The following is a 25,316-nucleotide window of genomic DNA, read 5'->3' on the forward strand; positions in this document are numbered from 1 at the left end:
TACGGCTGTCGTGGAACGAGGATTAACAGCCGCAGTGTTTCTGGTACACTTGGCCCGATTATCTCGGGCCTTAATCGAGCTTGCGCAGCGTTATTATCCCGTGTTTCATTAGCTAACGCTCAATGTTGCATACCGCCCGCTCTAAGGCCGCAATATCATTATCGGCCAGCAAAGGCTGCACCTGCGCAAAGTCCGCCTCGGACAAATCATAGAGGCGCAACGCAAGCAAGCGCGCGATAACTTCCGGCGCGAATCGCCAACGGATAAACCTCGCGGGATTGCCGCCGACGATGGCATAAGGTTCAACGTCGCCGGCCACCACGCTGCCGGCGGCGACGATCGCCCCTTCGCCTATCGATACCCCTGGCATCAACATCGCCCGCATGCCAATCCAGCAACCGTCACCCAGCCGGGTATCGCCTTTGGGGCGGTACGCCTGTTTGATGGTTGCCATAAACGGGTACAGGCTCAACCAGTCGATGCGATGGGTGTGATTGCCCCCCATCAGGATCACCGCTTCGGCCGCGATGCACACGTAATCGCCGATCAGCAGGCGATCTATTTCGCCCAGCGGCTGCCATTGCCGGCTGACCGCGTCGCCGTGCAGATAGCGCACCACCGAGCGTTCGAAACCGTTATCCCAGCAGTCGCTGTAGTAGCTGTGGGTGCCTTTGACGATAATATTCGGGTTAGTCACCGTCTGATGCAGCAGTTCGGTGTTGGACCAGTGTTTTTCGGACATGGCGTATTCTCTTGTTACGGGAATAAAAGCCACGGAACGGAATGTCTGTGGCCGTGTTGTCGTTCACTCAACACGGCCATTCAAGCGATAAGCGCTCGTTTCAATCTCGGGTTATTCATGATTACCGCCTCTCTTGCGAGGCGAAATGGTAACCGATCACGCCTCGGCGGTCTTGCTTTTCAACAGCAGCACCCCGCCCATGACCAACGCGCTGCCCAGCAGCTGCAGCTGATTCATGTTTTCCCCCAGCAGGAAATAGGCGATCACCGCGGTGAAAACCAGCTCCAACGACAGGATCAGGTTGGCTACGGCCAGCGGCAGCGTTTTCAGGCTGATGTTATACAACCCGAAGCCCAACAGCGTCGGCCCGGCGGCCAGCGCCAGCAGCAACAGCCAGCCGCTCCACTGAATGCCCTGCGCGCCATGCGACAGGAACCACAGAGAGCCGGCCATGCCGTGGAACGCCGTCAGCGGGAACGCCGTCAGCGCCGCGTTGAACACCAGCTGATAGAGCGCCGAAAAACCGAACACGTACAAAATGGTGTTCCACACCGGATAGCCCCGTTCGCTGGCCACCCGCCCGCCGAGGGTATACAGGGTATAGCCGATGCCCGACAGCATCCCCACCAGCAGCCCCAACAAGTCGAAGTGCTGGTTGCCCATGCTGTCGCCGTTGCTGACCAGGAAACAACCGCCCAGGCTGATGGCGATCACCAGCAGTTGGCGCAGCGTCAGGCGTTCGCTGTACATCACCCAGCCGAGGAACACGGTAAAGCCCACCGAACAGTAGGTCAGAATGGTCGCCACCGATGCGCCGTTCAGCGCCACCGACAGCGTCCACAGGCTGTTGAACAACGCCAGCAGCAGCCCGTAAAGCGCGTAGAACAAGACCTGTTCACGGCGCAGGCGTGCCCACTGCGGTTTCACCACCAACAGCAGCGGCAACAGCACCAGCGCCACCAGCGCCGCGCGCCAGAACGCCAGCACGAAGGTCGGCAGGTGATAGTATTCGGTCAGCGCGCGGATGATGATGGCGGTAAAGGCCAGCAGCATGGCGCTGATAATGGCGATGACGTAACCCTGGCGGCTGCCCTGAAAGAGACGCGCGCCGGGCAGCAAAGGCCGGGCGGAAACGCCTGACGGTAATGACATGAGATCCTCGGGAAAATGGCGACATAAATGCTCAGGCGCACAGTGTAACGCGGCCATATTTTCCCACTATAGCCACTTTTCGGCCTTGTCATGCAGGCCACTTTTCTGCGCTTGAAGCCCTGTTGACATGGGGTATAGTAAAAAGCTCTCTCCCTAACCGGGCCAATTTCGCATGCACATTCCGTTAGATCGCGAGCAGGACGTTCCGCTCTATTTACAGATCGAAGAAGCGCTGCGGCGCGCCATCCTTACCGGCGTGTTCGTGGATGGCGACAAGCTGCCCTCAACGCGCACGCTGGCGGCCGAATTGGCGGTCAGCCGTTTGACGGTGGATAACGCCTATGCCGAACTGGCGGCCAAGGGCTTTTTGCATCAGCGACGCGGCAGCGGCGCCTATGTTGCGCACCCGCAGGCGCAAACGCGCCCGGCCCGGCCGACCAGCGATGCCCCCTTCCCGCTGGAGAGCTTCACCACCCTCACCTCGCGGCTGGACGGCTACGCCGACGCCCCGCTGCCGGAGGGGCTGATCAACTTCGCCGCCGGCGTCGGCAGCCCTAAGGTGTTTCCGCTGGAGGCATTTCGCAAAGTGCTGCTGTCGGTGCTCAGCCGCCACGCGGAAGAGGCCTTCAGCTACGGCGAATACTGCGGCTACTACCCGCTGCGCGATACGCTGAGCCGCATCCTCAGCTCACAGGGCATCCCCACGCAGGCGGAACAGGTGCTGATCACCAACGGCTCGCAGCATGCCATCAGCCTGGTGGTGCAAAGCCTGCTGGCGCCGGGCGATACGGTGATCGTCGAAGAACCGACCTACGCCGAAGCGCTGGGCCTGCTGCGCCAGCACCGCATCAATATCGTCACCGTGCCGGGCGATCGCCACGGCATGCTGGTCGAACGATTGCCCGAGTTGCTGGAACGCCACCGCCCCAAATTGATCTACACCATCCCCAACTTTCACAACCCGACCGGCCGTTGCCTGAGCGAAGCTCGCCGGCGGCGCCTGCTGGCGATCGCCCAACGGGCCGGCGTGGTGATCCTGGAGGACGATTTCGTCGGCGATCTGCGTTACCAGGGCAAACAGCTGCCGTCGCTGCGTGCGCTGGCGCAGCCGGGCGCGGTGATCTACGTCAGCACCTTCTCCAAGATGCTGCTGCCCAGCATGCGCATCGGCTATCTGGTGGCGGACAGCGAGCACTATCAGCGCTTCGCGCGGCGCAAGCACGTTGACAGCTTCACCAGTTCCAGCCTGATCCAGCGGGCGCTGGACGCGTTTGTCACCGTCGGCCGTTACGACAAGCAGCTGCGCCGCGCCGGGCGCGTCTATCGCCTGCATCTCGAAGTGATGATCGACGCGTTGCAACGGCGGTTGCCGCCGGGGTGCCGTTTCGAAACGCCGCAAGGCGGCTTGTTTATCTGGCTGACGCTGCCCGCGACGGTGACCACCACCGAGCTGATGCCGGTGGCCTGGCGGCACGGCGTCACTTTCGCGCGCGGCGAATGCTTTTATGCCCAGGAACAGCTGGGCGCGCACAGTCTGCGGCTAAACTTCGCCGCCAACTCGCCGCCGCAGATTGAAGAAGGTATCGCCCGGCTTAGCCGGGCGATTGAGGAAGTGATAGCAGAGAAAAACGCCGGTTAGACGGCGGCCCACCACAGCCGCAGCTTCATCCCCCAGTAGCTGGTCCAGCCGGTGGTGCTCTGCACCACCTTGCCCTGCGAGACCACCACGAAGGTCGGCGTCACGCCAATCTGCCACTGCGCCGACAGCGTACCGGCCGGATCGTTGACCACCGGCAGCGCCAGCCGTTTGCGCGCCAGCCACTGTTTCACCTGGGTATCGTCGCCCGATCGCAGCGCGACGGTCAGCACGTTGCCGCCCGCCGCCTGCAAACGGGCGACGTCCGGCGTGGTGAAACGACAAACGCCGCACCAGCTGGCCCAGAAGTAAACCAGCAGCGGCCGCTCATGACTGAGCTGCGCCAACGACACGCGCTCGTCGTCCAACGTGGTCAGCGTCTGGGCATCGAAGGCCGGCGGCGCCTGCGGCGCGTTCAGCCAATCCATCACCGTGATCACCGCCAGTGCGATCAGCGCCAGCAGCAGCAACTCGCGCCCCCAGCGCTTGAGCTTAACCATGGTTGGCCTTCGCCAGCTGCTGCTTCACTATCGTTTCCAGCTCTTCATAGGACACCGCCCCCGGCAGCATCCGATCGCCGATCAGCGTCGCCGGCGTCCCTTGTACGCCCAGTTGTTCCGCCAACGCCATATTGGTGCGCAGCGTGGTCATGCTCTGTTCGCTCGGCGCCACCGTCTTGACGCCGGTTTTCTCCTGCGCGGCGGCGATGCTGGCCTTGTCGTGGAAGCCCTTTTTCGCCATCAGCCGCTGATGCAAGGCCCAGAATTGCTCCGGGTGCTGCTGCCAGGTGGTGAGCGCCACGCGCGCCGAACTGACCGAACTTTCGCCCTTGAACGGCAACAGCTTCACCACCAGCGCCACATCCGGGTATTGCTTGACGATTTTCTCCAGCATCGGATCAAACCGCTTGCAGTACGGGCAGTTATAGTCGGTAAAGGTCACCAGCGTCAGCTTGGCGTTGGCGGCGCCGAGGCGCGGGCTGGCCGGATCCTGATACAGCGTTTTAGCATTCTGCTTGATAGCCTGGCTGATTTGCTGGCCTGCGGTTTGCTGCTGCCAGGCGTCCACCGCCTGCGCCAGAATGTCCGGGTTGGACACCAGCGTTTCGCGGATCATCTCTTTGATACGCGCCTCTTGCGCCGGGGTGAAAGGCTCGGCGGCCCACACCGGGGCGGCGATGATCATCAGTAAAATCAGTAGCTTTTTCATTGTTCGGTTCCTTTGGCATGGGAAAGCGTTTGCAGCACGGCGTCACGGGTCAACAGCGGGGATAACACCTCGCCGTCCGGGCTGCCGGGGCCATAGATTTGGTTGAAAGGCACGGCGACGCTGCCGCGCTTTTGCAGGAAGGCGCTGATGTCGGCCGACGGGCGGCTCCAGTCGCCGCGCAGCGCGACCACGTCATCGGCGCTCAACGCCCGCTGTACGTCATCGCGTAGCAGCACATTGAATTTGTTGGCTTTACAGGTCACGCACCAGTCGGCGGTGACGTCGACGAACACCCGTTTATGTTGCGCCAGCGCCTCGGCGATCGCCTGTTCGCTCAGCGGTTGCCACTGCACCCGATCCTGCAACGGCTGGTGCCACAGACCGGCGGTCAGCGAGCCGGCCAGCAAGACGGCGCCCGCCAGCACCAACGTGCCCGCCGCCAGCTTGGCCGCCAACCGTGCCCCCTGCCGGCGCCACACCGCCAGCAGCAGTGCCAGCAGCGCCAACCCCCCCAGCCACAGCGTAGCCTGCACGCCGATATGATTGCTCAGCAGACTCAGCAACCACAGCGACGACGCCAGCATCAACAACCCCATCGCCAGCTTGACGGTATTCATCCAGCGGCCGGGACGCGGCAACCGCAGCGCCAGCGACGGCCAGGCGGCGATCAGCAACCACGGCAGACTCATGCCGATGCCGAGCGCGATGAACATGCCCCACAGCACCGGCAGCGACGCCGCCAGCGCGAAGGCCACCGCCGTGCCGAGAAACGGCGCCGAGCACGGCGTCGCCAGCAGCGTGGCGAACGCGCCCTGCCAGAAATGGCCGCTCAGACCGTGCCCGTTATGGGTGGCCAGCGAGGTATTCAGATCGGATGAGAGGCGCAGATGGAACAGGCCGAACAGGTTGGCGCTGAACAGCAGCGTCACCAGCACCATAAAGCCGATAAACCACGGATTCTGGAACTGAATGCCCCAACCGAGCGCGTGGTTGCCGAGCCGCAGCAGCGTCATCAGCAGGGCCAACGCCATAAACGAGGCGACAATACCCAGCGACGACGCCAGGAACTGCAGCCGTACGCTGCGCCGATCGCGCCGCTCCACCTGCAGGATGGAACCGAGCTTGATGCCCAACACCGGCAGGACGCACGGCATCAGATTGAGGATCAACCCGCCCGCCAGCGCCATCAATACCGCCTGCCATAACGGGAACGCCGCACCGGCCGGCGCGGCCAGCGGATCGCCAATCGGCAGCGTAATCTGCTGCGCCATGCCGCCGTCGTCGATCACCAGCGTCAGCGTTTTGCCGCGCAGATCCGGCGCCGCCTCTCCCCAGCCATCACTGACCGGCACTCGCGCCAGCAGCTGATCGCCGTCGGTTTCAACCTGCGGCTTGCCGAGATCGGCATCCGCCAGTGTATCGAAGAACAGCGCGGGCCGCTGCCAACCGCCGGCGCGTTCGGCGGCAATCTGCAGCTCGCCGCTGCGATACCCGGCCTTGACGTTATCCGTCAACCCGGCGGCGATCGGCACTTGCCCCATCGCCTGCGCGAAGTCGTGATTAAACTGCGGATCGTTCGGCGTCGTCAGATCCAGACTGAACGGGTAGTCGGTCAGAATGCAGACATTGCTGCAGGTGGACAACGTCAGGGTGCCCGCCAGCGGGCCGGATACCGGGCCTGGCATCACGATCGGCAGCGTGACCCGATCGTGATAGCCTTGGGTGGAAATGCCGGCCACCTCGAAACGCTGCGGCGTCGGCCAGTGCCAGGTCGCCGGCGGTGGGTGGCCTTGCCAGACGATAGCCGGCGCGATGCCGCCTTCACCCGGGGAACGCCAGTAGGTTTTCCAGCCTTTTTGCAGCTCGACCGACAGCAGCAGACGGGTCTCTCCCGGCTGTGACGTGTCGGCGCGCAGCCGCACCTTGGCATGATCGTTGGCCGGATTTTGCAGCCAGCCGCTGTCCGCCGCCTGCAAGGCGGGCAGCCACAGCATAAACAGGCAAGCGCAGGCCAGCCTGATAATTTTCAACATGTTAATTCTCCATAAATGATTAATTCACCGCGAAAAACGGGCGATTAACTCATTCACGGAAGACGCATAATCGAAGGTGCACCCTGAGGGTGGGCGGAGAAATGGCGCGAGGAGGAGGAATGCGCAGACGCGCGGCAATGGTCGGCGCCAACAGCGCCAGCAGCAGACCCAGCCCGAACAGCACGGTTTCGAACATTACCGGCGGCGCGGCCAGCAATGATTTGGCGCTCAGTTCACAGGGCGTCGGCTGCGCTTCGGCGGCGGCATCACTGGACTGAACGGCGGTAGCGGCCGGGATCCCCAGCGTTTGCTGCAGCGCATGCAGGCCCGCCATGCGCTGGGTCATGCACGTCAGCACCACCAGGCAAGCCAGGCATAAAAACCATTTTGCAATCCGCTGCCGTTTAACCATGCCATCCTCATGTTCAGATCTGGGGTTATCTTAGCGGCGCAGACGCGATTAGCAACGTTTTGTCGGTAAAGAAATGTCTGAGCGGCGGTATTGATGGCGGCGAATTACAGGTATCATAGAGGGTAAGCCTGCGCTTTTCGCCGGGTACAATGACGATTCTCTCCTCCAGGCACACTGCGGGGATACACAGCGAAGGACTGGTGATATGCAACCTTTGAGTGGGCCGGGCACCCCAATCGCCGGCGAGCGCCCCCCTTCCCCGGGCAAAACGGCGGCCACTGACGATCAACCCCTCTCTCCGGCGCAGCGCACAACGCTGGAAAAACTGATCGTGAAAATCATGACGCTCAGCTCAGTAAAATCGGCGGAGATCTGGGCGTCTCTGCGTCACGATCTCGGCGCCGACAAAGGCGGCGAACTGCTGGCGCGCCATTTTCAACCGGCGGAACAGCTGCTGCAAACGCGCCTGACGCAGGCGCAGCAAAACCATGCCGGGCGCCAACTGCTGCAACAGCTGGCCGAGTTGCTGCCGCAGGGCAATAATCGCCAGGCGGTCAGTGACTTTATTCGTCAACGGTTCGGCCATACGGTGTTGAGCCAGCTAAGCCCGCCGCAGCTGCAGCAGGTGCTGAATCTGTTGCAGACCGGCGGCCTGACCATTCCCCAACCGCAGCAAACCGCCACCAGCGATCGCCCGCTGCTGCCCGCAGAGCATCAAAGCCTGCAGCAGCAGGTCACCAAACTCAGCGCCGCGACCGGCGAAGCGCCGGCTAAAATTTGGCAAACGCTGTTCGATCTGGCGGGCGTGAAAACCAACGATCCGCTGCCGGCGCGCCACTTCCAGCTGCTGAACCAGTTTTTACAGGTGAAGGTGGCGCTCAGCCCGCAGAACGCGCCAACGCTGAACAACCTGCTGGCGGCGCTCAAACAGCCGGCGGATGAGCAAGAACTGCAGCAGATGAACGACTATTGCCAGACGCGCTTCAACTGCGGCGCCAACGCGCCGCTGACGCATCCGCAAATGAGCGACGCCATTCATCAGCTGTTTGCCCGCCGTCTGGAGAAAGCCGGCCAGGCGCAGCCGATCGCAAGCCCCTCTATCGAACCGCAGCCGCTGCTCAACCCGCTGATCGCCACCCTGCCTCTGCCGCTGCAAAAAGCGCTGAGCAAGCCCGCCGTGGCGCTGATCCTGCTGCTGTTGGCGTTGGCCGTCGTGCTGGCGCTGGTGTTTTAACGCCTCAGGCGCAGCCGCAGTCCGCTGCGGCCGCCCGGGAGCGCAGTGACCCCGGCAGTTCGCCGATGGCCAACGGATGGCCGTCGCGCAGCCAGAAATCCAGCCCGCCAATCAACTCCTTCACCCTAAACCCCAACTTCGCCAGCTTGTAGGCGCCTTTGGTGGAGCCGTTGCAGCCGATGCCGTCGCAGTAGGTCACATACACCTTTTGGCGATCCAGGTGCGCCGTGCCGGCTTCATCCATCAGGCGATGCGGCAAGCTGAGCGCGCCGGGGATATGCCCGGCGGCGTACAGCGCCTCCGCACGGGTGTCGATCACCACCATCCCGTCCACGCCATTGCGCAAATCTTCCGCCACGTCCCAGGCATCCGCATAGCGGCTCAGCTTGGCCGCCAGATAGGCCAGGCTCTCTTCCGGCGCTGCCGGCGGAAAGGCCAGCACCAAGGATTCTTTCGACATATCACTCACTCCCGTTGATCAAGACAGATGACAATAGTGCCCGATTTTGGTCTTATGATTGATACCCATTTTTTACTCATGATAAGACCCATTATGCGGCACACGCTGATCACGCTGTTTCAGCAATCGCCCCAGGCCATCGGCACGCTGCGCGATCGTCTGTGTGCGGCATTGCGGCAGGCCATCCACCACGGCGCATTGAGCGTTGGGCAACGGCTGCCCTCCAGCCGAGTGCTGGCTGGGGATCTGAACCTCTCAAGGGTGACCGTCGAAGCAGCCTACGGCCAGTTGGAGGCGGAGGGGTATTTGCAGCGCCGCGTCGGCCAGGGCACATTTGTGGCTATCCGCATCGCCAAATCGCCGCCGCCGGCGACCCGCACCGCCATGCCGCGCCTTTCGCTGCGCGGCCAACAGATCGTGCACACCGGCGGCTGCCGCGATCCGCAGCATCCTCAGGCCTTCGCAGCCGGCTCGCCGGACCTGCGCGCGTTTCCGCTGGCCCTGTGGAAGCAGTTGACCGCTCAACGCCTGCGCCTGCAGGGGGAAAGCCTGCTGCGCTACGGCGATCCGCAAGGCTATCTGCCGCTGCGCGAAGCCATTGCCGCCCACGTCAACCAAACGCGTGGCGTAGTCTGCGATGCGAGCCAGGTTATCGTGCTGACCAGTTCGCAGCAGGCGCTGCAAATGATCGCCACCTTACTGTTGGACAGCGGCGACAGCGTCTGGATGGAAGAGCCGGGTTACACCGGGGCGAGAAACGCCTTTATCAGCGCCGGCGCCGCGCTGACGCCGGTGGCGGTAGACGGCGATGGCCTGCGAGCAGAACCTTCCTTGCCCGATCCGCGTTTGATTTATCTGACGCCCTCGCACCAATACCCGACCGGCGCGGCGCTCAGCCTGGCACGCCGCTTAGCGTTGCTGGCGCAGGCGGAGCGGCAACAGGCCTGGATCATTGAAGACGATTACGACAGCGAGTTTCACTACGACGGGCTGCCGATTCCGGCGATGCAAGGCCTGGATCGCCATGGCCGGGTGCTCTATCTCGGCACCTTCTCCAAATCGTTGTTCCCTTCGCTGCGGCTGGCGTACCTGATCGTGCCGCCCGCGCTGGTCGCCCCCTTCGTCACCGCACGCACGGTCTATGACGGCCACAGCGCGCAATTGATGCAGGCGGTGACCGCCGAGTTCATTCGCCAGGGGCACTTCGCCGCGCATATTCGTTACATGCGCCAGCTCTACCACAGCCGGCGCGATGTGCTGCTGACGGAAGTGAGCGAAAAGCTGAGCCACTTCGCCACGGCCGCTCCCGCCGCCGGCGGCCTGCAGCTCAGCGTTTGGCTGCCGCCCGGCCGGGAGGCGGCGCTCAGCCAACAGGCGCGGCGGCTCGGCGTCCTTACGCCCGGGTTAACGGCGCAATACCAAACGGTTCAGGCCCAGCGCGACGGCTGGCTGCTGGGTTTTTCGGCCCTGACGCCGGGCGAGATCCGCAGCGCCGTCGAGCGGCTGGCTCGGATCGCCGCGGCTTAGCCCTGCCCCGGAGAGACGCCGGCCGGCTTATTGCTCGGTCAGGCGCATCTCCGCCACCAGCGGCAGGTGATCGCTCACCGCTGGCCAGTGCACGCCGTTCCAATCGCCGCTGGCGTTCGGCACCGTCAGGCTGTCCAGATGCCAACGCTGCGCATTGCCGCTAAAGATGTAATCCACCTTGATTTCGGCGTTTTCCGCCGGCCAGCTGCGGCCATCTTGCCCATTGGGCATGATATCGTTCCAATAGCGGCTCAGCTCCAGCCAGGTGACGCTGCCCGGCACGTCGTTCATGTCGCCGAACAGCAGTTTGATGCCGCGCACTTCGATGGTGCGATCGTTCAGCTCCCGCACCTGATCCAGACGCATCGTCGGATCTTCCTTGGTATCGAGGTGGGTGTTGAACAGGGTGATCGGCGTCGGGAACTCCGGCACATCAACCTTGGCGCTGAAGGCGATGCGCTGCTCGCGCTGGCCGGACGGCAACGGATAGATCACGGCGTCGTGCAGCGGATACTTCGAGAGAAACGCCAGTCCGTATTCACCGCCGTCGAAATCGATCGCCCGGCCGAACACCGCCTGCATGCCGGTCAGCTTCGCCAGTTCCGCCGCCTGATCGACCCGCCCGCTGCGGGCGGTGAGTTTATCCACCTCCTGCAGCGCCACCACGTCGACGTTCATCGCGCGAATCGCCTTGGCGATAGCGGTCATGTCGCTGACCTTGCCGGCGGCGATATTGAAGCTGGCGACGCGGATCTTCGGCGCCTGTTCCAGTTCGTAGGTTTTGTTCTTCAGGCCGCCCAACGCGCTGGCCACCTCGCGGCTGTTGGCGTTGCTGTTGGCGTGCCCGGTATCGGCGGACGACCAGGCGCTGTGAGAGATGCCCAGGGACAGTAAGGTGATGAGCAAAGCGTGACCGGTGTGCATGAATTCTCCTTGAGGGACAGATAAGTGTTATGCGGGCGCTTCCCGGCCCACAGCTAACACCGATTTTGCCGCAGAAACCTGCGACTATTTCCTAGTTGCACCGCTATTTTTCGTTTCTGCGCGATGCTTCGCATTCTGGCGGTTTACGCATTGCGCCGTTGGACAATCGGCTGATTTCGTTTTAAAACCGGTAGATTGCCAACCGCGAGGAGTTCCGATGACCAGCCCGATTGCCGAACAGCTTACCGAACGTTTCTTCCGCTACCTGGCCGTCACCAGCCAGAGCAACGCCGCCGCAACCGCCCTGCCCAGCACGCCGGGACAGCATGAGATGGCGCAACTGTTGGCGGACGAGCTGCGCCGGCTCGGCCTGGCCGACGTTCAAATCGACGAGCACGCCACCGTGACCGCCCGCAAGCCCGGCACCCAACCCGGCGCACCGCGCATCGGCTTCATCACGCATATCGACACCGTGGACGTCGGCCTGTCGCCCGAGATTCGCCCGCAGCGCCTGCGCTTCACCGGCGAGGATTTATGCCTGAACACCGAGCAGGACATCTGGCTGCGTACCGCCGAGCATCCGGAGATCCTGCCCTACCGGAACGAAGAGATCCTGTTCAGCGACGGCACCAGCGTGCTGGGCGCCGACAATAAGGCGGCAGTCACCGTGGTGATGACGCTGCTGGCCAACCTGACCGCGGCCGATCGCCACGGCGATATCGTGGTGGCGTTCGTGCCGGACGAAGAAATCGGCCTGCGCGGCGCCAAGGCGCTGGATCTGCAGCGTTTCCCCGTCGATTTCGCCTACACCATCGACTGCTGCGAACTGGGTGAAGTGGTGTACGAGAATTTCAACGCGGCGGCGGCGGAGATCCGCATCGAGGGGGTGACCGCCCACCCGATGTCGGCGAAAAACGTATTAATCAACCCGATACGCATCGCCAACGACATCATTAACCGATTCGATGTGCAGGATACTCCGGAGCACACCGAAGGGCGCGAGGGCTATTTCTGGTTCACCGATCTGGCCGCCAACGCCAATCAGGCGACGCTGAAGGTGTCGATTCGCGACTTCGATCGCGCGGCGTTCGAGGCACGCAAAGCCCGCCTTGAGGAGACCGTGCGCCAGGTGGCGGCCAACTATCCGCGGGCCAACGTCAGCTGCAGCGTCAGCGACATCTACAGCAACATCAGCAACGCCATCGGCGAGGACCGGCGCGCCATCGATCTGATCTTCGGCGCCCTCGCCGCCCACGGCATCCCGCCGAAGGTGATCCCGATGCGCGGCGGCACCGACGGCGCGGCGCTCTCGAGCCGCGGCATCCTGACGCCCAATTACTTCACCGGCGCACATAACTTCCACTCGCGCTTCGAATTTTTACCCGTCAGCGCCTTCGTGAAATCCTATCAGGTGACCCGCAGCATTTGCCTGCTGGCCGCGCGACAAAGCGGCCAACCGGCTTAGCTCATCACCCAGCCGAGCAACGCGGCCCATACCAACAGCGGCAGCGAATAATAGTGGAAGCGCAACCAGATCTTGCGCTCCCCCGCCATGCGCAGCGCAATCAGGTTGGCGAGCGATCCGATCGCCAACCCGAAGCCGCCGGCGTTGACCGCATAGGCCAACTGAGCGCTCGAGGGCACATAGTTGAGCAGCAAAATGGTGGCCGGCACGTTGCTGACGATCTGCGACAGCCCGACGCCCAGCGCATACACCCCGCCGTCGCTCAGCCCGGCGATAGCAGCAAACGCCGGCTGAAGCGGCGGCAGGCGGGTAAACAGGCCAACATCGATAAACATGGCGGCGAACACGAAAATCAGGCTCCAGTCGATCTGCAACAGCACCCGGCGCGCCAGCAACAAAAAGCCGGCGAACACCGCCAGCAGCCCATACAGCGGCAGACCGATATCCAGGCACAGCAGGAAGATCGCATACAGCCCCACGCAGCTCAGCAACAGCGGCCGTTGATAGGGGTAGCCCTCGGTATTCGGCGTTTTCACGATGTCGCGCGCCGGGAAGCTGAACCAGGTCAGCGCCAGCAGGCTCAACATCATTGCGACGCCAAACGGCGCCATCTGGCCGATGAAACCGAGGAAAGAGAGGCCGGAGCGGCTCCACAGCAGGATATTTTGCGGGTTGCCGATCGGCGTCAGCAACGAACCGGCGTTCACCGCCAGCGCCTGGAAGATGATCAAGCGGCCAACCGGCAGCGCCGACAGCTTTTTTAGCGTGATGGTGAGCGGAATGACGATAAACAGCGCCACATCGTTGGTCAGAAACGACGACAGCAGCGCGGCGGAAAACACCAGGAACAGCGCCAGCCGCCGTTCGCTGTGCAAGCGGTTGATAATCTTGCGGCCGACAAAATCGAAGTAGCCGCTGACCTCCACCCCTTTGGTCAGCAGCATCAGCCCCAACAGGGTGATGAGGGTACGGCCGTCGATGAAACCACCCAGCGCCGACAGCGGTTGCGGATGAAAAGCGAACATCACCACGCCGGCCAGCAGCAATGTATGCAAGAAGCGATCTTTGACAAAGGGGTGGATAAGCCGAGAAATGGCGGTTGAACTCATAGCGGCAGTGTGAACCTCACCGAAAAGAATGGGCAGACGTTAGCTCAGACGCGACTTCAGCGCCAGCAAAATGCTATTTTACCTTTATCCGCTTTTCATTTGCCGCGCTTTACTTTATTTGTAGCGGTTTTCAAAGGACATGTTATGGCTTCCCTGCTCGCTAAAGGGGCGTTGCTCAGCGCCTTATGCGCCCTGCTCGCCGCCTGTGACGATGCCTCCTCCCGCCCGCAAATCGATATCGACGGCAAGACCATGGGCACCTTCTACAGCGTTAAGGTCAGCGGTGACGTCGCGATCGGCAAACAAGAGCTGCAGCGGCAGATCGACACGGTGCTCGAACGGGCCAACGAGGATATCTCTACCTACCGCGCCGATTCGGTGCTGTCGCGGTTTAACCGCAGCGCCAGCCTCGAGCCGCAGCCTATCCCGCGCGGCATGGCGGACATCGTATTGATGGCCCAACGCATCGGCCGCGATACCGGCGGCGCCATGGACATCACCGTCGGCCCACTGGTGAACCTGTGGGGGTTCGGCCCAGACAAGCATCCGGTCAAGGTGCCGGAACAGGCGCAGATCGACGCGGCGAAGCAGAACATCGGCCTGCAGCACCTGAAGCTGATCAGCGACAATCGCGGGGAGTGGCTGCAAAAAGATCTGCCGGGCATGTATGTCGATCTCTCGACGCTGGGCGAAGGCTATGGTGCCGATGAGCTGGTGCGCCTGATGAACCGTCACGGCATTACCAACTACCTGGTGTCGGTAGGCGGCGCGGTCTCTTCACGCGGCGTCAACGGCCAGGGCAAACCCTGGCGGGTGGCGATCCAAAAGCCGACCGACCGTGAAAATGCGGTGCAGGCGCTGGTGGATCTGCACGGTTACGGCATCAGCACCGCCGGCAGCTACCGCAACTACTTCGAACAAAACGGCCAGCGTTACTCCCATGTCATCGATCCGACCACCGGCAGGCCGATAAACCACCGACTGGTTTCCGCCACGGTGATCGCCCCGACCGCACTCGAGGCCGACGGCTGGGATACCGGCTTGATGGTGCTGGGCCCGGAGAAAGCGTTGCAGCTCGCAGAAGAGAAAGGGCTGGCGGTCTACCTGATCAGCAAAACCGACGACGGTTTCAGCGCCGTGATGACGCCGCAGTTCAAAGCATTTTTAGTGCAGTGAGATAAAAAAGCCCGGCGCGCAATGGCCGGGCTTATTCCTGTTCCGCGCCGATCACTTGGTCAGCGCGATGATACCGAGGGTCAGACCGGCAACCGCCGCCGCACCGCCGGCGATCGCGCCCGCGGTTTCCCAGTTATCCTGAGTGGTGCCCTTCATACAGGTGTTGGTGTGCACCAGACGCCCCTGGTCATCGTAGACCGGCACGCAGGGAGAATCGGTGGCGCATCCGGCCAACACGGCCGACAGTAACCCAACCGCAATTAACTTTTTCATACTTCTTGCCTCAATGTTCGATCACTTTAGAAAGCTACGCCGAGCGATAATCACGCTACCTGGCTATTGTATGCCCAACGCGTGTAATGGCGAGGTAATGATGTGTCAGGGGATGTGATTTGGGAAAACTCCGAGCGCCCGGCCGGTGGGCTTCGGGCAGTAAAAAGCCCGCGAAAACGCGGGCTTTTTGGCGGAATGACGCGCCGGCGGGATTATTTCGCCAGTTTGCGCATCACCAGCGTGGCGTTGGTACCGCCGAAGCCGAAGCTGTTGGACATCACGGTGGTCAGCTCGCGCTGGGTCGGCTGAGTCACGATGTTCATGCCGGCCGCCTGTTCATCCAGGGTTTCGATGTTGATGCTCGGTGCGATAAAGCCGTGCTCCAGCATCAGCAGGCTGTAGATCGCTTCCTGCACGCCCGCGGCGCCCAGTGAGTGGCCGGTCATTGCCTTGGTGGAGGAGATAGCCGGGGTATTGTCGCCGAACACTTCACGAATGGCGCCCAGCTCTTTCACGTCGCCTACCGGCGTAGAGGTGCCGTGCACGTTGATGTAATCGATCGGCGCATCCAGATCCTGCATCGCCATCTTCATGCAGCGCACTGCGCCTTCGCCCGAAGGGGCAACCATGTCGGCGCCGTCGGAAGTCGCGCCGTAGCCGACGATTTCCGCATAGATGTGCGCGCCGCGCGCCAGCGCGTGCTCCAGCTCTTCAACCACCACCATGCCGCCGCCGCCGGCGATGACGAAACCGTCACGATCGGCGTCATAGGTGCGGGACGCTTTTTCCGGCGTGTCGTTGTATTTGGTGGACAACGCGCCCATCGCATCGAACTCGCAGGCCATTTCCCAGCACAGCTCTTCGCCGCCGCCGGCGAATACGATGTCCTGTTTGCCCAGCTGGATTTGCTCAACCGCGTTGCCGATGCAGTGCGCGGAGGTGGCGCAAGCGGAGCTGATGGAGTAGTTCACGCCGTGGATTTTGAACGGCGTTGCCAGGCAGGCGGAAACGCCGGAAGCCATGGCCTTGGTCACCACGTACGGGCCAACCGCTTTCAGGCCGCGCGGGCTGCGCATCGCATCGGCGCCGAACACCTGGAAGCGCGGAGAACCGCCGCCGGAACCGGCGATCAGGCCCACGCGCGGGTTGTTTTGATACTCTTCTTCCTTCAGGCCGGAAGACGCGATCGCTTCTTGCATCGCCAGGAAGGCATAAATGGAAGCGTCGCTCATGAAACGCACCGCCTTGCGGTCGATCAGGCCGGTAGTGTCGAGCTTAACTTGCCCCCATACGTGACTACGCATGCCGGAATCTTTCAGCTCCTGGGAGAAAGTGATCCCAGAACGTCCTTCCTGCAGGCTTGCCAGGACCTCCTGCTGGTTATTACCAATGCTGGAGACAACTCCCAGGCCAGTAATCACTGCACGTTTCATTCAATACCTCTTCCACTATTTACCTACGGGATTTTGCATCGCACTTTAGCGTACAGATGTAAGCCGAACAAGTCCGATCAGCGTTTTTCAGCTTTATTGTTGTCCAGTTTGCGCCGGGGCGCCAGCGCCGTTAGAATTCGCGGCATCCCTTGAATTTCGAGCCATTGACCGTGAACCACGCCCCCATCCAAACCGCAACGCTAACCTGGAACGAACAGGGTACACCTGTTTCGAAACAGTTTGATGACGTCTATTTTTCCAATCAGGATGGGCTGGAAGAAACCCGCTACGTCTTCCTGCACGGCAATCGGCTGCCGCAACGTTTCGCCGCCCATCCGCGTTCGCTGTTTGTCGTGGCGGAAACCGGGTTCGGCACCGGGCTCAATTTCCTCACGCTGTGGCAGGCCTTCGCCGGCTTCCGTCAAGCCGAGCCGGACGCGACGCTGCAGCGCCTGCACTTTATCAGCTTCGAAAAATTCCCCCTGCAGCAGGCTGACCTGGCGGCGGCGCATGCACGCTGGCCGGAGTTGGCGCCTTATGCCGACGAGCTGCGCGCCCAGTGGCCGCTGCCGTTGCCGGGTTGCCATCGCCTGCTGTTAGCCGAAGGCCGCATTACGCTCGATCTGTGGTTCGGCGACGTCAACGATCTGCTGCCGCAGTTTGACGCCAGCATGAATAACCAGGTGGATGCCTGGTTCCTCGACGGTTTCGCGCCGGCAAAAAACCCCGACATGTGGACCGATCAACTGTTCGTCGCCATGGCGCGCTTCGCCCGGCCGGGAGGCAGCTTCGCCACCTTTACCGCCGCCGGCTTCGTGCGCCGCGGCTTGCAACAGGCCGGTTTTCAGGTCAACCGCTGCAAAGGCTTCGGCCAAAAGCGTGAGATGCTCGCCGGCGAGCTCCCGGCCGATGCGCAGCCCGCCGCACATCCGGCGCCCTGGTATCGACGCCCGGCGGCGGACAACACCGCCGACATCGCCCTGATCGGCGGCGGCGTCGCCAGCGCGCTCACCGCGCTGGCCTTGCTGCGCCGCGGCGCCACCGTCACGCTGTACTGCGCCGATGAGCAGGCGGCCGAGGGCGCATCCGGCAACCGCCAGGGCGCGATTTATCCTTTGCTGAACGGCAGCGGCGACGCGCTGGAGAGCTTTTTCAGCGCCGCGTTTCCCTTCGCCCGCCGCCAGTACGATGCCCTGTTGCAACAAGGCGTCGCCTTTGATCACCAGTGGTGCGGCGTCAGCCAGTTGGCCTATGACGAAAAGAGCGGCGCCAAGATCGCCAATATGCTGAAAGCCGACTGGCCGCAGGCCTTGGCGATGGCGGCCGACCGCGAGACGCTCAGCGAACGGTGCGGTGTTGATACCGGCTTTGGCGGCATCACCTACCCGCTAGGCGGCTGGCTCTGCCCGGCCGAGCTGACGCGCGGCGCTATCGCGCTGGCGCAGCGTCAGGGCTTGGTCTGCCACTACCGGCACGATGCACAGAGGCTGACGCAGGAAGAAAACGGCTGGCGCATCGATTTCGCCAACGGCGACAGCCGATGCCATGCGACGGTGATCCTGGCCAACGGCCATCGGTTGGCCGAACTGGCGCCGACGGAAGCCCTGCCGCTGTATTCGGTACGCGGGCAGGTGTCGCATATCCCAAGCTCGCCGGCCCTCGGTCAATTGAAACAGGTATTGTGTTACGACGGTTACCTGACGCCGGTTAATGCCAACAACGGCCACCACTGCATTGGCGCCAGCTACCAGCGCGGCGACATCGCCACCGACTACCGCGAGCAGGAGCAACAGGAGAACCGCGAGCGCCTGCTGCGCTGTCTGCCGGAGCAGGCCTGGCCGCAGCAGGTGGACGTCAGCGCTCATCAGGCGCGCTGCGGCGTGCGCAGCGCCACCCGCGATCATCTGCCGATGGTCGGCGCGCTGCCGGACTATCAGGCCACGCTGGCGCAGTATCAGGATTTGCAGCGGCAGAACCAGCGCGGCGAAACCGTCGCCGATGCGCCGCTCTATCCCGGTCTGTTCGCTATCGGCGGGTTAGGCTCGCGCGGCTTGTGTTCGGCGCCGTTGGCGGCGGAAATTTTGGCGGCGCAGCTGTTCGGCGAGCCGTTGCCGGGCGATGCGCGCCTGCTGGCGGCGTTGAATCCGAATCGGATGTGGGTGCGGAAATTGCTGAAAGGGCGTGCGGTTTAATCAACCTTGAGGGGCGCGGCGACGCGCCCCGGCATGACGATCAGGCGGCAGGGGTTGCAGCCTGATAGAGGTTTTCCCACATGCCGCGCACCAGGATCTGATCCGGCGGCGAGAGTTCCCCGGCGGCGATCGCTTTGTGCAGGCTCTCCTCCACCCGCGCTTTCAGCGCTTCGGCGGTGTGTTCGCCCTGCTCTTCCGCCTCGGCCACCGCCAGCGTCAGATGACCGCGCAGGTAGCCACCGGCAAACAGTTCATCATCGCTGGCGTGCTCTACCATGTCATCAATCAGCGCCAAAATGCGCGCTTCAAATTCTGCGATCATCAAATTTCCTCATTAAATAACGGGCTGTGGCGTCAGTTGAGATCTTCCGGATACGGAAAGTGCTCGGCCGCCAACGGTGGCGTATTGTAGAACGATTGCAACGCCTGAATAAAGCGCGCAGGCCTTGTGGGTATTCCCTGCTCCAGCAGCGCCAATACCCGGGCGCGCACCTTGCGTTGGAAGGCGATGCGATCCGGCTCGCAGTCGCCGTTCAGGTTGTCGCAGCTGACGTTGAACGGGAAACCGGCCGCCACGCAGAACATCCATTCCAGCGCCTGCGGTTTGATCTCCACCGCTTCGAATTCACTCTGGGTTTGCGCGTCGCGCCCGTCCGGGCAATACCAATAGCCGAAGTCCACCAGTTGACGGCGCGCTTCACCGGCGATGCACCAGTGCGAAATTTCGTGCAGGCCGCTGGCGTAGAAACCGTGGGCGAACACGATGCGGTGATACGGCAATTCGTCGTCGGCCGGCAGGTAGATCGGTTCGTCGTCTCCCTTCACCAGGCGGGTGTTGTAGTCATCGCTGAAGCAGCGATTGAAGATCTCGATCAACTGCTCATAATGATGGCGGGTCTGCGTGTCTGACATAAAAAACTCTATAACCACAAAAATAAAGAGGCCATTATACCCGATAAGACAGGGCGCGTAAGCAACGCCCCCTCTTCATCTTTAACCGTGCACCAAGGCGGTCAACCACTGCTGAATTTCCGCGCCGTGATTGTCGTACAGCAGCTTGAGGCTCATCACCAGCGAGACGATCACGATCATCGGCCGAATCAGCTTCTGCCCGCGGGTCAGCACCATGTGCGCCCCCAGACGCGCCCCCAGCACCTGCCCCACCAGCATCACCAGACCGATGCTCCACACCACCTTGCCGCCGATGATGAACAGCGCCAACCCGCCGACGTTGGAGGTGAAGTTCAGCACCTTGGCATGCGCCGTGGACTTGGCGAGGTTAAAACCGCACAGCGTCACATAGGCCAACGCGTAGAATGAGCCGGCGCCGGGGCCGAAGAAACCGTCGTAAAACCCGACGCAACCGCCGGCTACCAGCCCGAACGGCAAGGCGCCGAGGCGGCGTTGACGATCTTCCTCACCCAGTCGCGGCATCAACAAGAAATAGAGACCAATGCCGATCACCAGCAGCGGCAACATCTGACGCAGCAAATCGGCGCGCATGTGCTGCACCAGAATCGCACCGGCGATCGAGCCGATCAGCGTCAGAAAAATCGTCAGCTTCTGGTCGTTGAGGTTCACCGCTCGCCGACGAATGAAGTACAGACTGGCGGAGAAAGAGCCGCCGACCGACTGCAGCTTATTGGTCGCCAGCGCCTGCGCCGGAGGAACCCCCACTGCCAGCAAGGCCGGCACCGTCAGTAATCCGCCGCCGCCGGCGATGGAGTCGATAAACCCCGCCAGCAGCGCTACCGCAAACAACACCCCGAGCATCTCGGGGCCAATGACGAACCAGTCCATGTGTTATTCCGCTGAGAAATGGTGATCCAGCAATGCCTGACAGGTAGGCGGTAACGGCGGCGGCACGGGTTTGCCCGGCTTCGCGTTCGGCTGATGCGGTACGAACCAGCTCGCCAGTTCGGCGCCGCAGCCATCGCCCGGCGGCGGCGTATCCTGCTCCTGGCACTCCAGGCTGCCGGCCGGACAACGCAGACGCACGTGCATGTGCGCACGGTGGCCGAACCACGGCCGCACCTTGTGCAGCCAGGCGCGATCGGCGCCGGCGTCCAGGCACAGACGCTGCTTGATCGCCGGGTTGACGAAGATGCGCGTCACGTCCGCATCCTGCGCCGCCAGTTTGATCAGCGACTCAATCTGCGGTTGCCATTGGCTCGCCACCACCTGTTTGCCGTCGCCCGACACCAGGTCGATCGGCTGCGGCTTGAGCAATTGCTGCGCGCTCCAGCGTTGGCGCGGCAGCTGCAGCCAGATGTCGACGTCGAGCCCAGACTGGTGGCTGGCGTGGCCGCTGCTGAAGCGCCCGCCGGCCGGCATCGCCATGTCGCCGATCAGCACCGTGCCCAGCGCTTTCTGGTTCGCTTTGCTGCTGAGACGCTGTATGAACGCCAGCAGATCCGGATGGCCGAAATAGCGGCGCTGGTCGGTACGCATCACCTGATAGTCCGGTGAATTCAGCGGCAACGGCTGCGCGCCGATGATGCAGCCGTTGGCGAAACCGCCCACCGCCTGCGGCGCGCCGGCCACCGGATGGTCGATTTTCTGCCACGGCGTCAGCGCCATGGCGGAAGCGGAGGCCGTCAGGGCCACCAGGCCCAACATCCAGTTTTTCATGGCGATTACCAGCGAGGCACGTCGGAAACCACATCACCGTTTTGCGCACGCTGGCGCAGCAGGTGATCCATCAACACGATCGCCATCATCGCTTCGGCGATCGGTACGGCGCGGATGCCCACGCACGGATCGTGGCGACCGCGGGTCACCATTTCCACCGCTTCCCCGTGGCGATTGATGGTGCGGCCCGGCACCATGATGCTGGAGGTTGGCTTCAGCGCCAGATGCGCGATCACCGGTTGGCCGCTGCTGATGCCGCCGAGAATGCCGCCGGCATGGTTGCTTTGGAAGCCTTCCGGGGTGATTTCATCGCGGTTTTCGCTGCCGCGTTTGGTCACCACGGCGAATCCGTCGCCGATCTCCACGCCTTTCACCGCGTTGATGCTCATCAGCGCGTGCGCCAGATCGGCATCGAGGCGGTCAAACACCGGCTCGCCCAGGCCAACCGGCACGTTTTCCGCAATCACGCTGACCTTGGCGCCGATGGAGTCACCCTCTTTTTTCAGCGCGCGCATCAGTTCGTCCAGCGCTTCCAGCTTGTCCGGATCCGGGCAGAAGAACGGGTTCTGTTCGACCTGATCCCAGTCTTTCAGCTCGCAGGTCACGTCGCCGATCTGCGCCAGATAGCCGCGCACCTGCACGCCGAACTTCTGCTGCAGGTATTTCTTGGCGATAGCGCCCGCCGCGACGCGCATGGCGGTTTCACGCGCCGAAGAGCGGCCGCCGCCGCGATAGTCGCGCAGACCGTATTTCTGTTCGTAGGTGTAGTCGGCATGCCCGGGACGGAACACGTCTTTGATGGCGCTGTAGTCTTGCGAGCGCTGATCGGTGTTTTCAATGATCAGACCGATGCTGGTGCCGGTGGTCACGCCTTCGAATACGCCGGAGAGAATGCGCACCTGATCCGGTTCGCGACGCTGGGTGGTGTAACGCGAGGTGCCCGGACGACGGCGGTCCAGATCGTGTTGCAAATCGGCTTCGGTGAGCGGGATGCCGGGCGGCACGCCGTCGACGATACAACCCAGCGCCACCCCGTGAGATTCACCGAAGGTGGTGACGCGGAAAATCTGCCCAATACTGTTTCCTGCCATCACGGCTCCTTACCGTTAGTCTTTTATCGTTATGAGGCCCGCCATGCGGGCCTTGGAAATGCGGCTTAGCTGCGATAGAGGCTGAAGTGATCCTTGCAATCCACCAGCTGCTGTTTGGTCAGCATGAACACGCCGTCGCCGCCGTTTTCGAATTCCAGCCAGGTGAACGGGATGTCCGGATATTGTTCCATCAGATGTACCATGCTGTTGCCCACTTCACAAATCAGCACGCCGTCGTCGGTCAGGTAGTCCGGCGCGCAGGCCAGGATGCGGCGCACCAGCTTCAGGCCGTCGCTGCCCGCCGCCAGCCCCAGTTCCGGCTCAAAGCGGAACTCCTGCGGCAGATCCGACATGTCTTCCGCATCGACGTACGGCGGGTTGGTGACGATCAGATCGTACTGGATCGCGGGAACGTCGCGGAACAGATCGGAACGGATCGGGATCACCTGGTGCTCGACGCCGTGCGCCTGAATATTGCGCTCGGTCACCGCCAGCACTTCGCTGGAGATGTCCACCGCGTCCACTTCCGCTTCCGGGAAAGCGTAGCCACAGGCGATGGCGATGCAGCCGCTGCCGGTGCACATGTCGAGAATATGGCGCGGCGGGTGCGGGATCAGCGCGCTGAAACGATCGTTGATCAACTCGCCGATCGGCGAGCGCGGCACCAGCACGCGTTCGTCGACGTAGAATTCCATGCCGCAGAACCAGGCCTTGTTGGTCAGGTAGGCGACCGGGATACGCTCGTTGACGCGGCGGATCACGCGCTCAACGATGCGATGGCGCTCGCTGGAAGTCAGACGAGCGGTATGCATGTCCTCCGGAATGTCCAACGGCAGAAACAGGCTTGGCAGCACCAATTGCACCGCTTCGTCCCACGGATTGTCGGTTCCGTGACCATAATAGATATTGGCGGCGTTGAAACGGCTTACCGTCCAGCGCAGCATATCTTGAATGGTGTGCAGTTCGTTCACTGCTTCGTCGACGAAAATTTTGTCCAATTTGCCCTCCGGCAGGCGCTGTGTTTCATGATTTAGCCGCATAGTTTGCCATGAAGCCCGCGACAAATCACGCGCGCCCCTCGCGCTTTTCACTCTGGCCCGAGTTTTGCGTCGACAGCGCTCATTCACAAGGTAAACTAGCGAAATAAACGATTTCCGGTGAATGAAGCATGAAGAACAAGCCCCCTCTGAGCAAAGACGAACAACAGCTCTTCAGAGAGTCGGTGGCGGGCGCAAAAAAGCTGCGCCAGGACACCATCGTCCACCGCCCGCCGAAGCTCAAGGTCAAACAGGTCGCGCCGCAGCGGCTGCTGCAGGAGCAGGTCGATGCCAGCTATTATTTTTCAGATGAATATCAGCCGCAGCTGGAAGAGGAAGGCCCGACTCGCTACGTGCGCCCCGGCAGCAGCCCGTATGAGCTGAAGAAGCTGCGACGCGGCGATTATTCGCCGGAGCTGTTTCTTGATTTGCACGGCCTGACTCAGCTGCAGGCCAAGCAGGAATTGGGGGCGCTGATCGCCGCCTGCAAACGCGAGCATGTGCACTGCGCCTGCGTGATGCACGGGCACGGCAAACACATTCTCAAACAGCAAACGCCGCTGTGGCTGGCGCAGCATCCCGACGTGCTGGCGTTCCATCAGGCGCCGAAGGAATGGGGCGGCAACGCCGCCGTCCTGCTGTTGGTGGAGCTGGCAGAATAGCCTCTCGCAGAAACGACTCAGGGCGATGTCAGACATCGCCCTGAGTTTATTCCGCACCGCATCTGCGGCTCACACTTTGGCCATCACCTGCGACGGGCTGACCTGCCATTCAAATTTGCCGTAGCTGCCGTCCGCCGGCAGATCGACGTTGGCGATCGCCGAGGTCGCGAACATCGGCGGGCACTCGCCCGGACACAGTTCCGCCACCAGATACCCCACCAGCGGCAGGTGCGACACGATCAGCACCGAGCTCACCCCTTGCATCGCCAGCGCCTGAAGATAGCTGCCGACTTGTTCGGCGTTCCCGCCCGGCGTCAGTTCGGGCAGCACTTCTTCGCCCTCCGGCAGCGTCAAGGCTTCACGCACCGTCGCCAGCGTCTGTTCGGCCCGCAGATAGGGGCTGACCAGCACGCGTTCAATATCTACAGACTTGGTGTTCAACCAGGCCGCCATCTGACGGGACTCGTCGCGGCCGCACAGGGTAAGGGGCCTTACCGCATCGCTGGCTGCCTCGAGCGCCGCCTCTCCGTGACGCATAATCAAAACTTGCATATTGCACCGCTGTTGTTGACAAAGTAACGCTATACAGAAACGCCGTGCGTGCTGTACCGCCGAGTTTTACAACCCCAAAGCCAAAGCTTTAAAACGATAACGCGCCGTCTCTTTATGGCGGCCGGGCATTTTGCCTGAAAGTTTGCGTAAAGAAAATGCTGTTTTTTACAGCAATCCTCCCCGGGCAAACCTCGATTGCTCATAGAACAATCAATTCAACGGGTTAAATTTTAACCTTTTCGCCATGAAAATTATTGATGGCGCTCAAGCTAACTTAACGCTGCCGCAGCCTTGCTGTACAGCCTCACGGGCTGACGCTGTCGCAAGGAGTGATGGCGATCACAACGCGGCCCTGTTGCAACTATA

25 protein-coding genes are annotated in these 25,316 nt (G+C 62.3%); 7 read left to right on the forward strand and 18 right to left on the reverse strand.

What is annotated here, in order from left to right; genetic code table 11:
* Window positions 1-112: 112 nt before the first annotated feature.
* Together ACUTQY_RS04820 and ACUTQY_RS04825 are read right to left on the reverse strand one after the other, a co-directional pair.
* Window positions 113-742, reverse strand: coding sequence for a CatB-related O-acetyltransferase (locus ACUTQY_RS04820; RefSeq protein ID WP_046687558.1), 630 nt, complete (start codon window positions 740-742; stop codon window positions 113-115).
* A 156-nt stretch (window positions 743-898) separates the two neighbouring features.
* Window positions 899-1,894: a DMT family transporter gene (locus ACUTQY_RS04825; RefSeq protein WP_033643896.1), complete on the reverse strand. Its 996-nt coding sequence runs from the start codon at window positions 1,892-1,894 to the stop codon at window positions 899-901.
* Window positions 1,895-2,066: 172 nt separating this feature from the next.
* Between ACUTQY_RS04825 and pdxR (ACUTQY_RS04830) the strand changes: the two genes are divergently transcribed.
* Window positions 2,067-3,533, forward strand: coding sequence for a MocR-like pyridoxine biosynthesis transcription factor PdxR (pdxR, locus tag ACUTQY_RS04830; RefSeq protein ID WP_046687559.1), 1,467 nt, complete (start codon window positions 2,067-2,069; stop codon window positions 3,531-3,533).
* On the opposite strand, the gene ACUTQY_RS04835 is transcribed toward pdxR (ACUTQY_RS04830), so the two are convergent.
* Genes ACUTQY_RS04835 through ACUTQY_RS04850 form a run of 4 tightly spaced genes read right to left on the reverse strand, consistent with a single transcriptional unit; the run spans window position 3,530 to window position 7,184 of the window.
* Window positions 3,530-4,030 carry a protein disulfide oxidoreductase gene (locus tag ACUTQY_RS04835; RefSeq protein ID WP_033643898.1) on the reverse strand — a complete coding sequence of 167 codons (501 nt, stop codon included), beginning with the start codon at window positions 4,028-4,030 and terminating at the stop codon, window positions 3,530-3,532. The two genes, pdxR (ACUTQY_RS04830) and ACUTQY_RS04835, sit on opposite strands and share 4 nt — an antisense overlap.
* Entirely contained in the window at window positions 4,023-4,739 is a 717-nt protein-coding gene (locus tag ACUTQY_RS04840) for a DsbA family protein (protein WP_033643899.1), read from the reverse strand. The genes ACUTQY_RS04835 and ACUTQY_RS04840 overlap by 8 nt, the downstream gene beginning before the upstream one ends.
* Window positions 4,736-6,772: a protein-disulfide reductase DsbD family protein gene (locus ACUTQY_RS04845; protein WP_033643900.1), complete on the reverse strand. Its 2,037-nt coding sequence runs from the start codon at window positions 6,770-6,772 to the stop codon at window positions 4,736-4,738. The genes ACUTQY_RS04840 and ACUTQY_RS04845 overlap by 4 nt, the downstream gene beginning before the upstream one ends.
* Window positions 6,773-6,821: 49 nt before the next feature.
* Complete coding sequence (locus ACUTQY_RS04850) at window positions 6,822-7,184, reverse strand: hypothetical protein (RefSeq protein ID WP_033639760.1); 363 nt, start codon at window positions 7,182-7,184, stop codon at window positions 6,822-6,824.
* A 205-nt stretch (window positions 7,185-7,389) separates the two neighbouring features.
* Here ACUTQY_RS04850 and flk point away from each other — a divergent pair, with 205 nt between their 5' ends.
* Complete coding sequence (flk, locus tag ACUTQY_RS04855) at window positions 7,390-8,418, forward strand: flagella biosynthesis regulator Flk (RefSeq protein WP_046687561.1); 1,029 nt, start codon at window positions 7,390-7,392, stop codon at window positions 8,416-8,418.
* 4 nt (window positions 8,419-8,422) lie between these two features.
* Here the strand turns inward: flk and ACUTQY_RS04860 are convergent, their stop codons facing one another.
* Complete coding sequence (locus tag ACUTQY_RS04860; protein WP_033643902.1) at window positions 8,423-8,878, reverse strand: rhodanese-like domain-containing protein; 456 nt, start codon at window positions 8,876-8,878, stop codon at window positions 8,423-8,425.
* Between the two features lie 93 nt (window positions 8,879-8,971).
* On the opposite strand from ACUTQY_RS04860, the gene pdxR (ACUTQY_RS04865) reads away from it, so the two are divergent.
* The gene (gene pdxR / locus ACUTQY_RS04865; RefSeq protein ID WP_187307471.1) at window positions 8,972-10,405 is read left to right on the forward strand and encodes a MocR-like pyridoxine biosynthesis transcription factor PdxR; all 1,434 of its coding nucleotides are present in this window, start codon (window positions 8,972-8,974) and stop codon (window positions 10,403-10,405) included.
* 27 nt (window positions 10,406-10,432) lie between these two features.
* Here the strand turns inward: pdxR (ACUTQY_RS04865) and ACUTQY_RS04870 are convergent, their stop codons facing one another.
* Window positions 10,433-11,329, reverse strand: coding sequence for an endonuclease/exonuclease/phosphatase family protein (locus ACUTQY_RS04870; protein ID WP_016926861.1), 897 nt, complete (start codon window positions 11,327-11,329; stop codon window positions 10,433-10,435).
* A 217-nt stretch (window positions 11,330-11,546) separates the two neighbouring features.
* On the opposite strand from ACUTQY_RS04870, the gene pepT reads away from it, so the two are divergent.
* Entirely contained in the window at window positions 11,547-12,794 is a 1,248-nt protein-coding gene (gene pepT, locus ACUTQY_RS04875; protein WP_046687563.1) for a peptidase T, read from the forward strand.
* On the opposite strand, the gene ACUTQY_RS04880 is transcribed toward pepT, so the two are convergent.
* The gene (locus ACUTQY_RS04880; protein WP_046687564.1) at window positions 12,791-13,903 is read right to left on the reverse strand and encodes an SLC13 family permease; all 1,113 of its coding nucleotides are present in this window, start codon (window positions 13,901-13,903) and stop codon (window positions 12,791-12,793) included. The two genes, pepT and ACUTQY_RS04880, sit on opposite strands and share 4 nt — an antisense overlap.
* Window positions 13,904-14,047: 144 nt before the next feature.
* On the opposite strand from ACUTQY_RS04880, the gene apbE reads away from it, so the two are divergent.
* Window positions 14,048-15,079, forward strand: coding sequence for an FAD:protein FMN transferase ApbE (apbE, locus tag ACUTQY_RS04885; protein ID WP_342188149.1), 1,032 nt, complete (start codon window positions 14,048-14,050; stop codon window positions 15,077-15,079).
* Between the two features lie 51 nt (window positions 15,080-15,130).
* Here apbE and ACUTQY_RS04890 read toward each other — a convergent pair whose 3' ends face one another.
* Window positions 15,131-15,352 (reverse strand): hypothetical protein, encoded by a 222-nt coding sequence (locus tag ACUTQY_RS04890; RefSeq protein WP_004936201.1) that lies wholly within the window; start codon window positions 15,350-15,352, stop codon window positions 15,131-15,133.
* 212 nt (window positions 15,353-15,564) lie between these two features.
* Complete coding sequence (gene fabB / locus ACUTQY_RS04895; protein WP_016926857.1) at window positions 15,565-16,785, reverse strand: beta-ketoacyl-ACP synthase I; 1,221 nt, start codon at window positions 16,783-16,785, stop codon at window positions 15,565-15,567.
* Between the two features lie 170 nt (window positions 16,786-16,955).
* Between fabB and mnmC the strand changes: the two genes are divergently transcribed.
* Window positions 16,956-18,977, forward strand: a complete 2,022-nt coding sequence (gene mnmC / locus ACUTQY_RS04900) for a bifunctional tRNA (5-methylaminomethyl-2-thiouridine)(34)-methyltransferase MnmD/FAD-dependent 5-carboxymethylaminomethyl-2-thiouridine(34) oxidoreductase MnmC (RefSeq protein WP_046688524.1) — start codon at window positions 16,956-16,958, stop codon at window positions 18,975-18,977.
* Between the two features lie 40 nt (window positions 18,978-19,017).
* Here mnmC and ACUTQY_RS04905 read toward each other — a convergent pair whose 3' ends face one another.
* The 6 genes from ACUTQY_RS04905 to prmB all read right to left on the reverse strand — a co-directional run bounded on the left by ACUTQY_RS04905 (window position 19,018) and on the right by prmB (window position 23,697).
* Complete coding sequence (locus tag ACUTQY_RS04905; RefSeq protein WP_016926855.1) at window positions 19,018-19,299, reverse strand: YfcL family protein; 282 nt, start codon at window positions 19,297-19,299, stop codon at window positions 19,018-19,020.
* A gap of 32 nt (window positions 19,300-19,331) precedes the next feature.
* On the reverse strand, window positions 19,332-19,889 hold the full coding sequence (locus tag ACUTQY_RS04910; protein ID WP_033651970.1) for an elongation factor P hydroxylase: 558 nt from the start codon (window positions 19,887-19,889) through the stop codon (window positions 19,332-19,334).
* Between the two features lie 81 nt (window positions 19,890-19,970).
* Complete coding sequence (locus tag ACUTQY_RS04915; protein WP_025303718.1) at window positions 19,971-20,777, reverse strand: sulfite exporter TauE/SafE family protein; 807 nt, start codon at window positions 20,775-20,777, stop codon at window positions 19,971-19,973.
* A 3-nt stretch (window positions 20,778-20,780) separates the two neighbouring features.
* A complete protein-coding gene (gene mepA, locus ACUTQY_RS04920; protein WP_025303719.1) occupies window positions 20,781-21,608 on the reverse strand; it encodes a penicillin-insensitive murein endopeptidase in 828 nt (275 codons plus the stop codon).
* A gap of 5 nt (window positions 21,609-21,613) precedes the next feature.
* Window positions 21,614-22,699 (reverse strand): chorismate synthase, encoded by a 1,086-nt coding sequence (gene aroC / locus ACUTQY_RS04925; protein WP_033643909.1) that lies wholly within the window; start codon window positions 22,697-22,699, stop codon window positions 21,614-21,616.
* A gap of 65 nt (window positions 22,700-22,764) precedes the next feature.
* The gene (gene prmB / locus ACUTQY_RS04930) at window positions 22,765-23,697 is read right to left on the reverse strand and encodes a 50S ribosomal protein L3 N(5)-glutamine methyltransferase (protein ID WP_025160157.1); all 933 of its coding nucleotides are present in this window, start codon (window positions 23,695-23,697) and stop codon (window positions 22,765-22,767) included.
* Window positions 23,698-23,867: 170 nt separating this feature from the next.
* On the opposite strand from prmB, the gene smrB reads away from it, so the two are divergent.
* Window positions 23,868-24,398, forward strand: a complete 531-nt coding sequence (gene smrB, locus ACUTQY_RS04935) for an endonuclease SmrB (protein WP_025303720.1) — start codon at window positions 23,868-23,870, stop codon at window positions 24,396-24,398.
* A gap of 69 nt (window positions 24,399-24,467) precedes the next feature.
* On the opposite strand, the gene sixA is transcribed toward smrB, so the two are convergent.
* Window positions 24,468-24,950 carry a phosphohistidine phosphatase SixA gene (gene sixA, locus ACUTQY_RS04940; RefSeq protein ID WP_004936230.1) on the reverse strand — a complete coding sequence of 161 codons (483 nt, stop codon included), beginning with the start codon at window positions 24,948-24,950 and terminating at the stop codon, window positions 24,468-24,470.
* Window positions 24,951-25,316: the final 366 nt, after the last annotated feature.

This window comes from Serratia sp. TSA_130.1 (genome assembly GCF_052691795.1).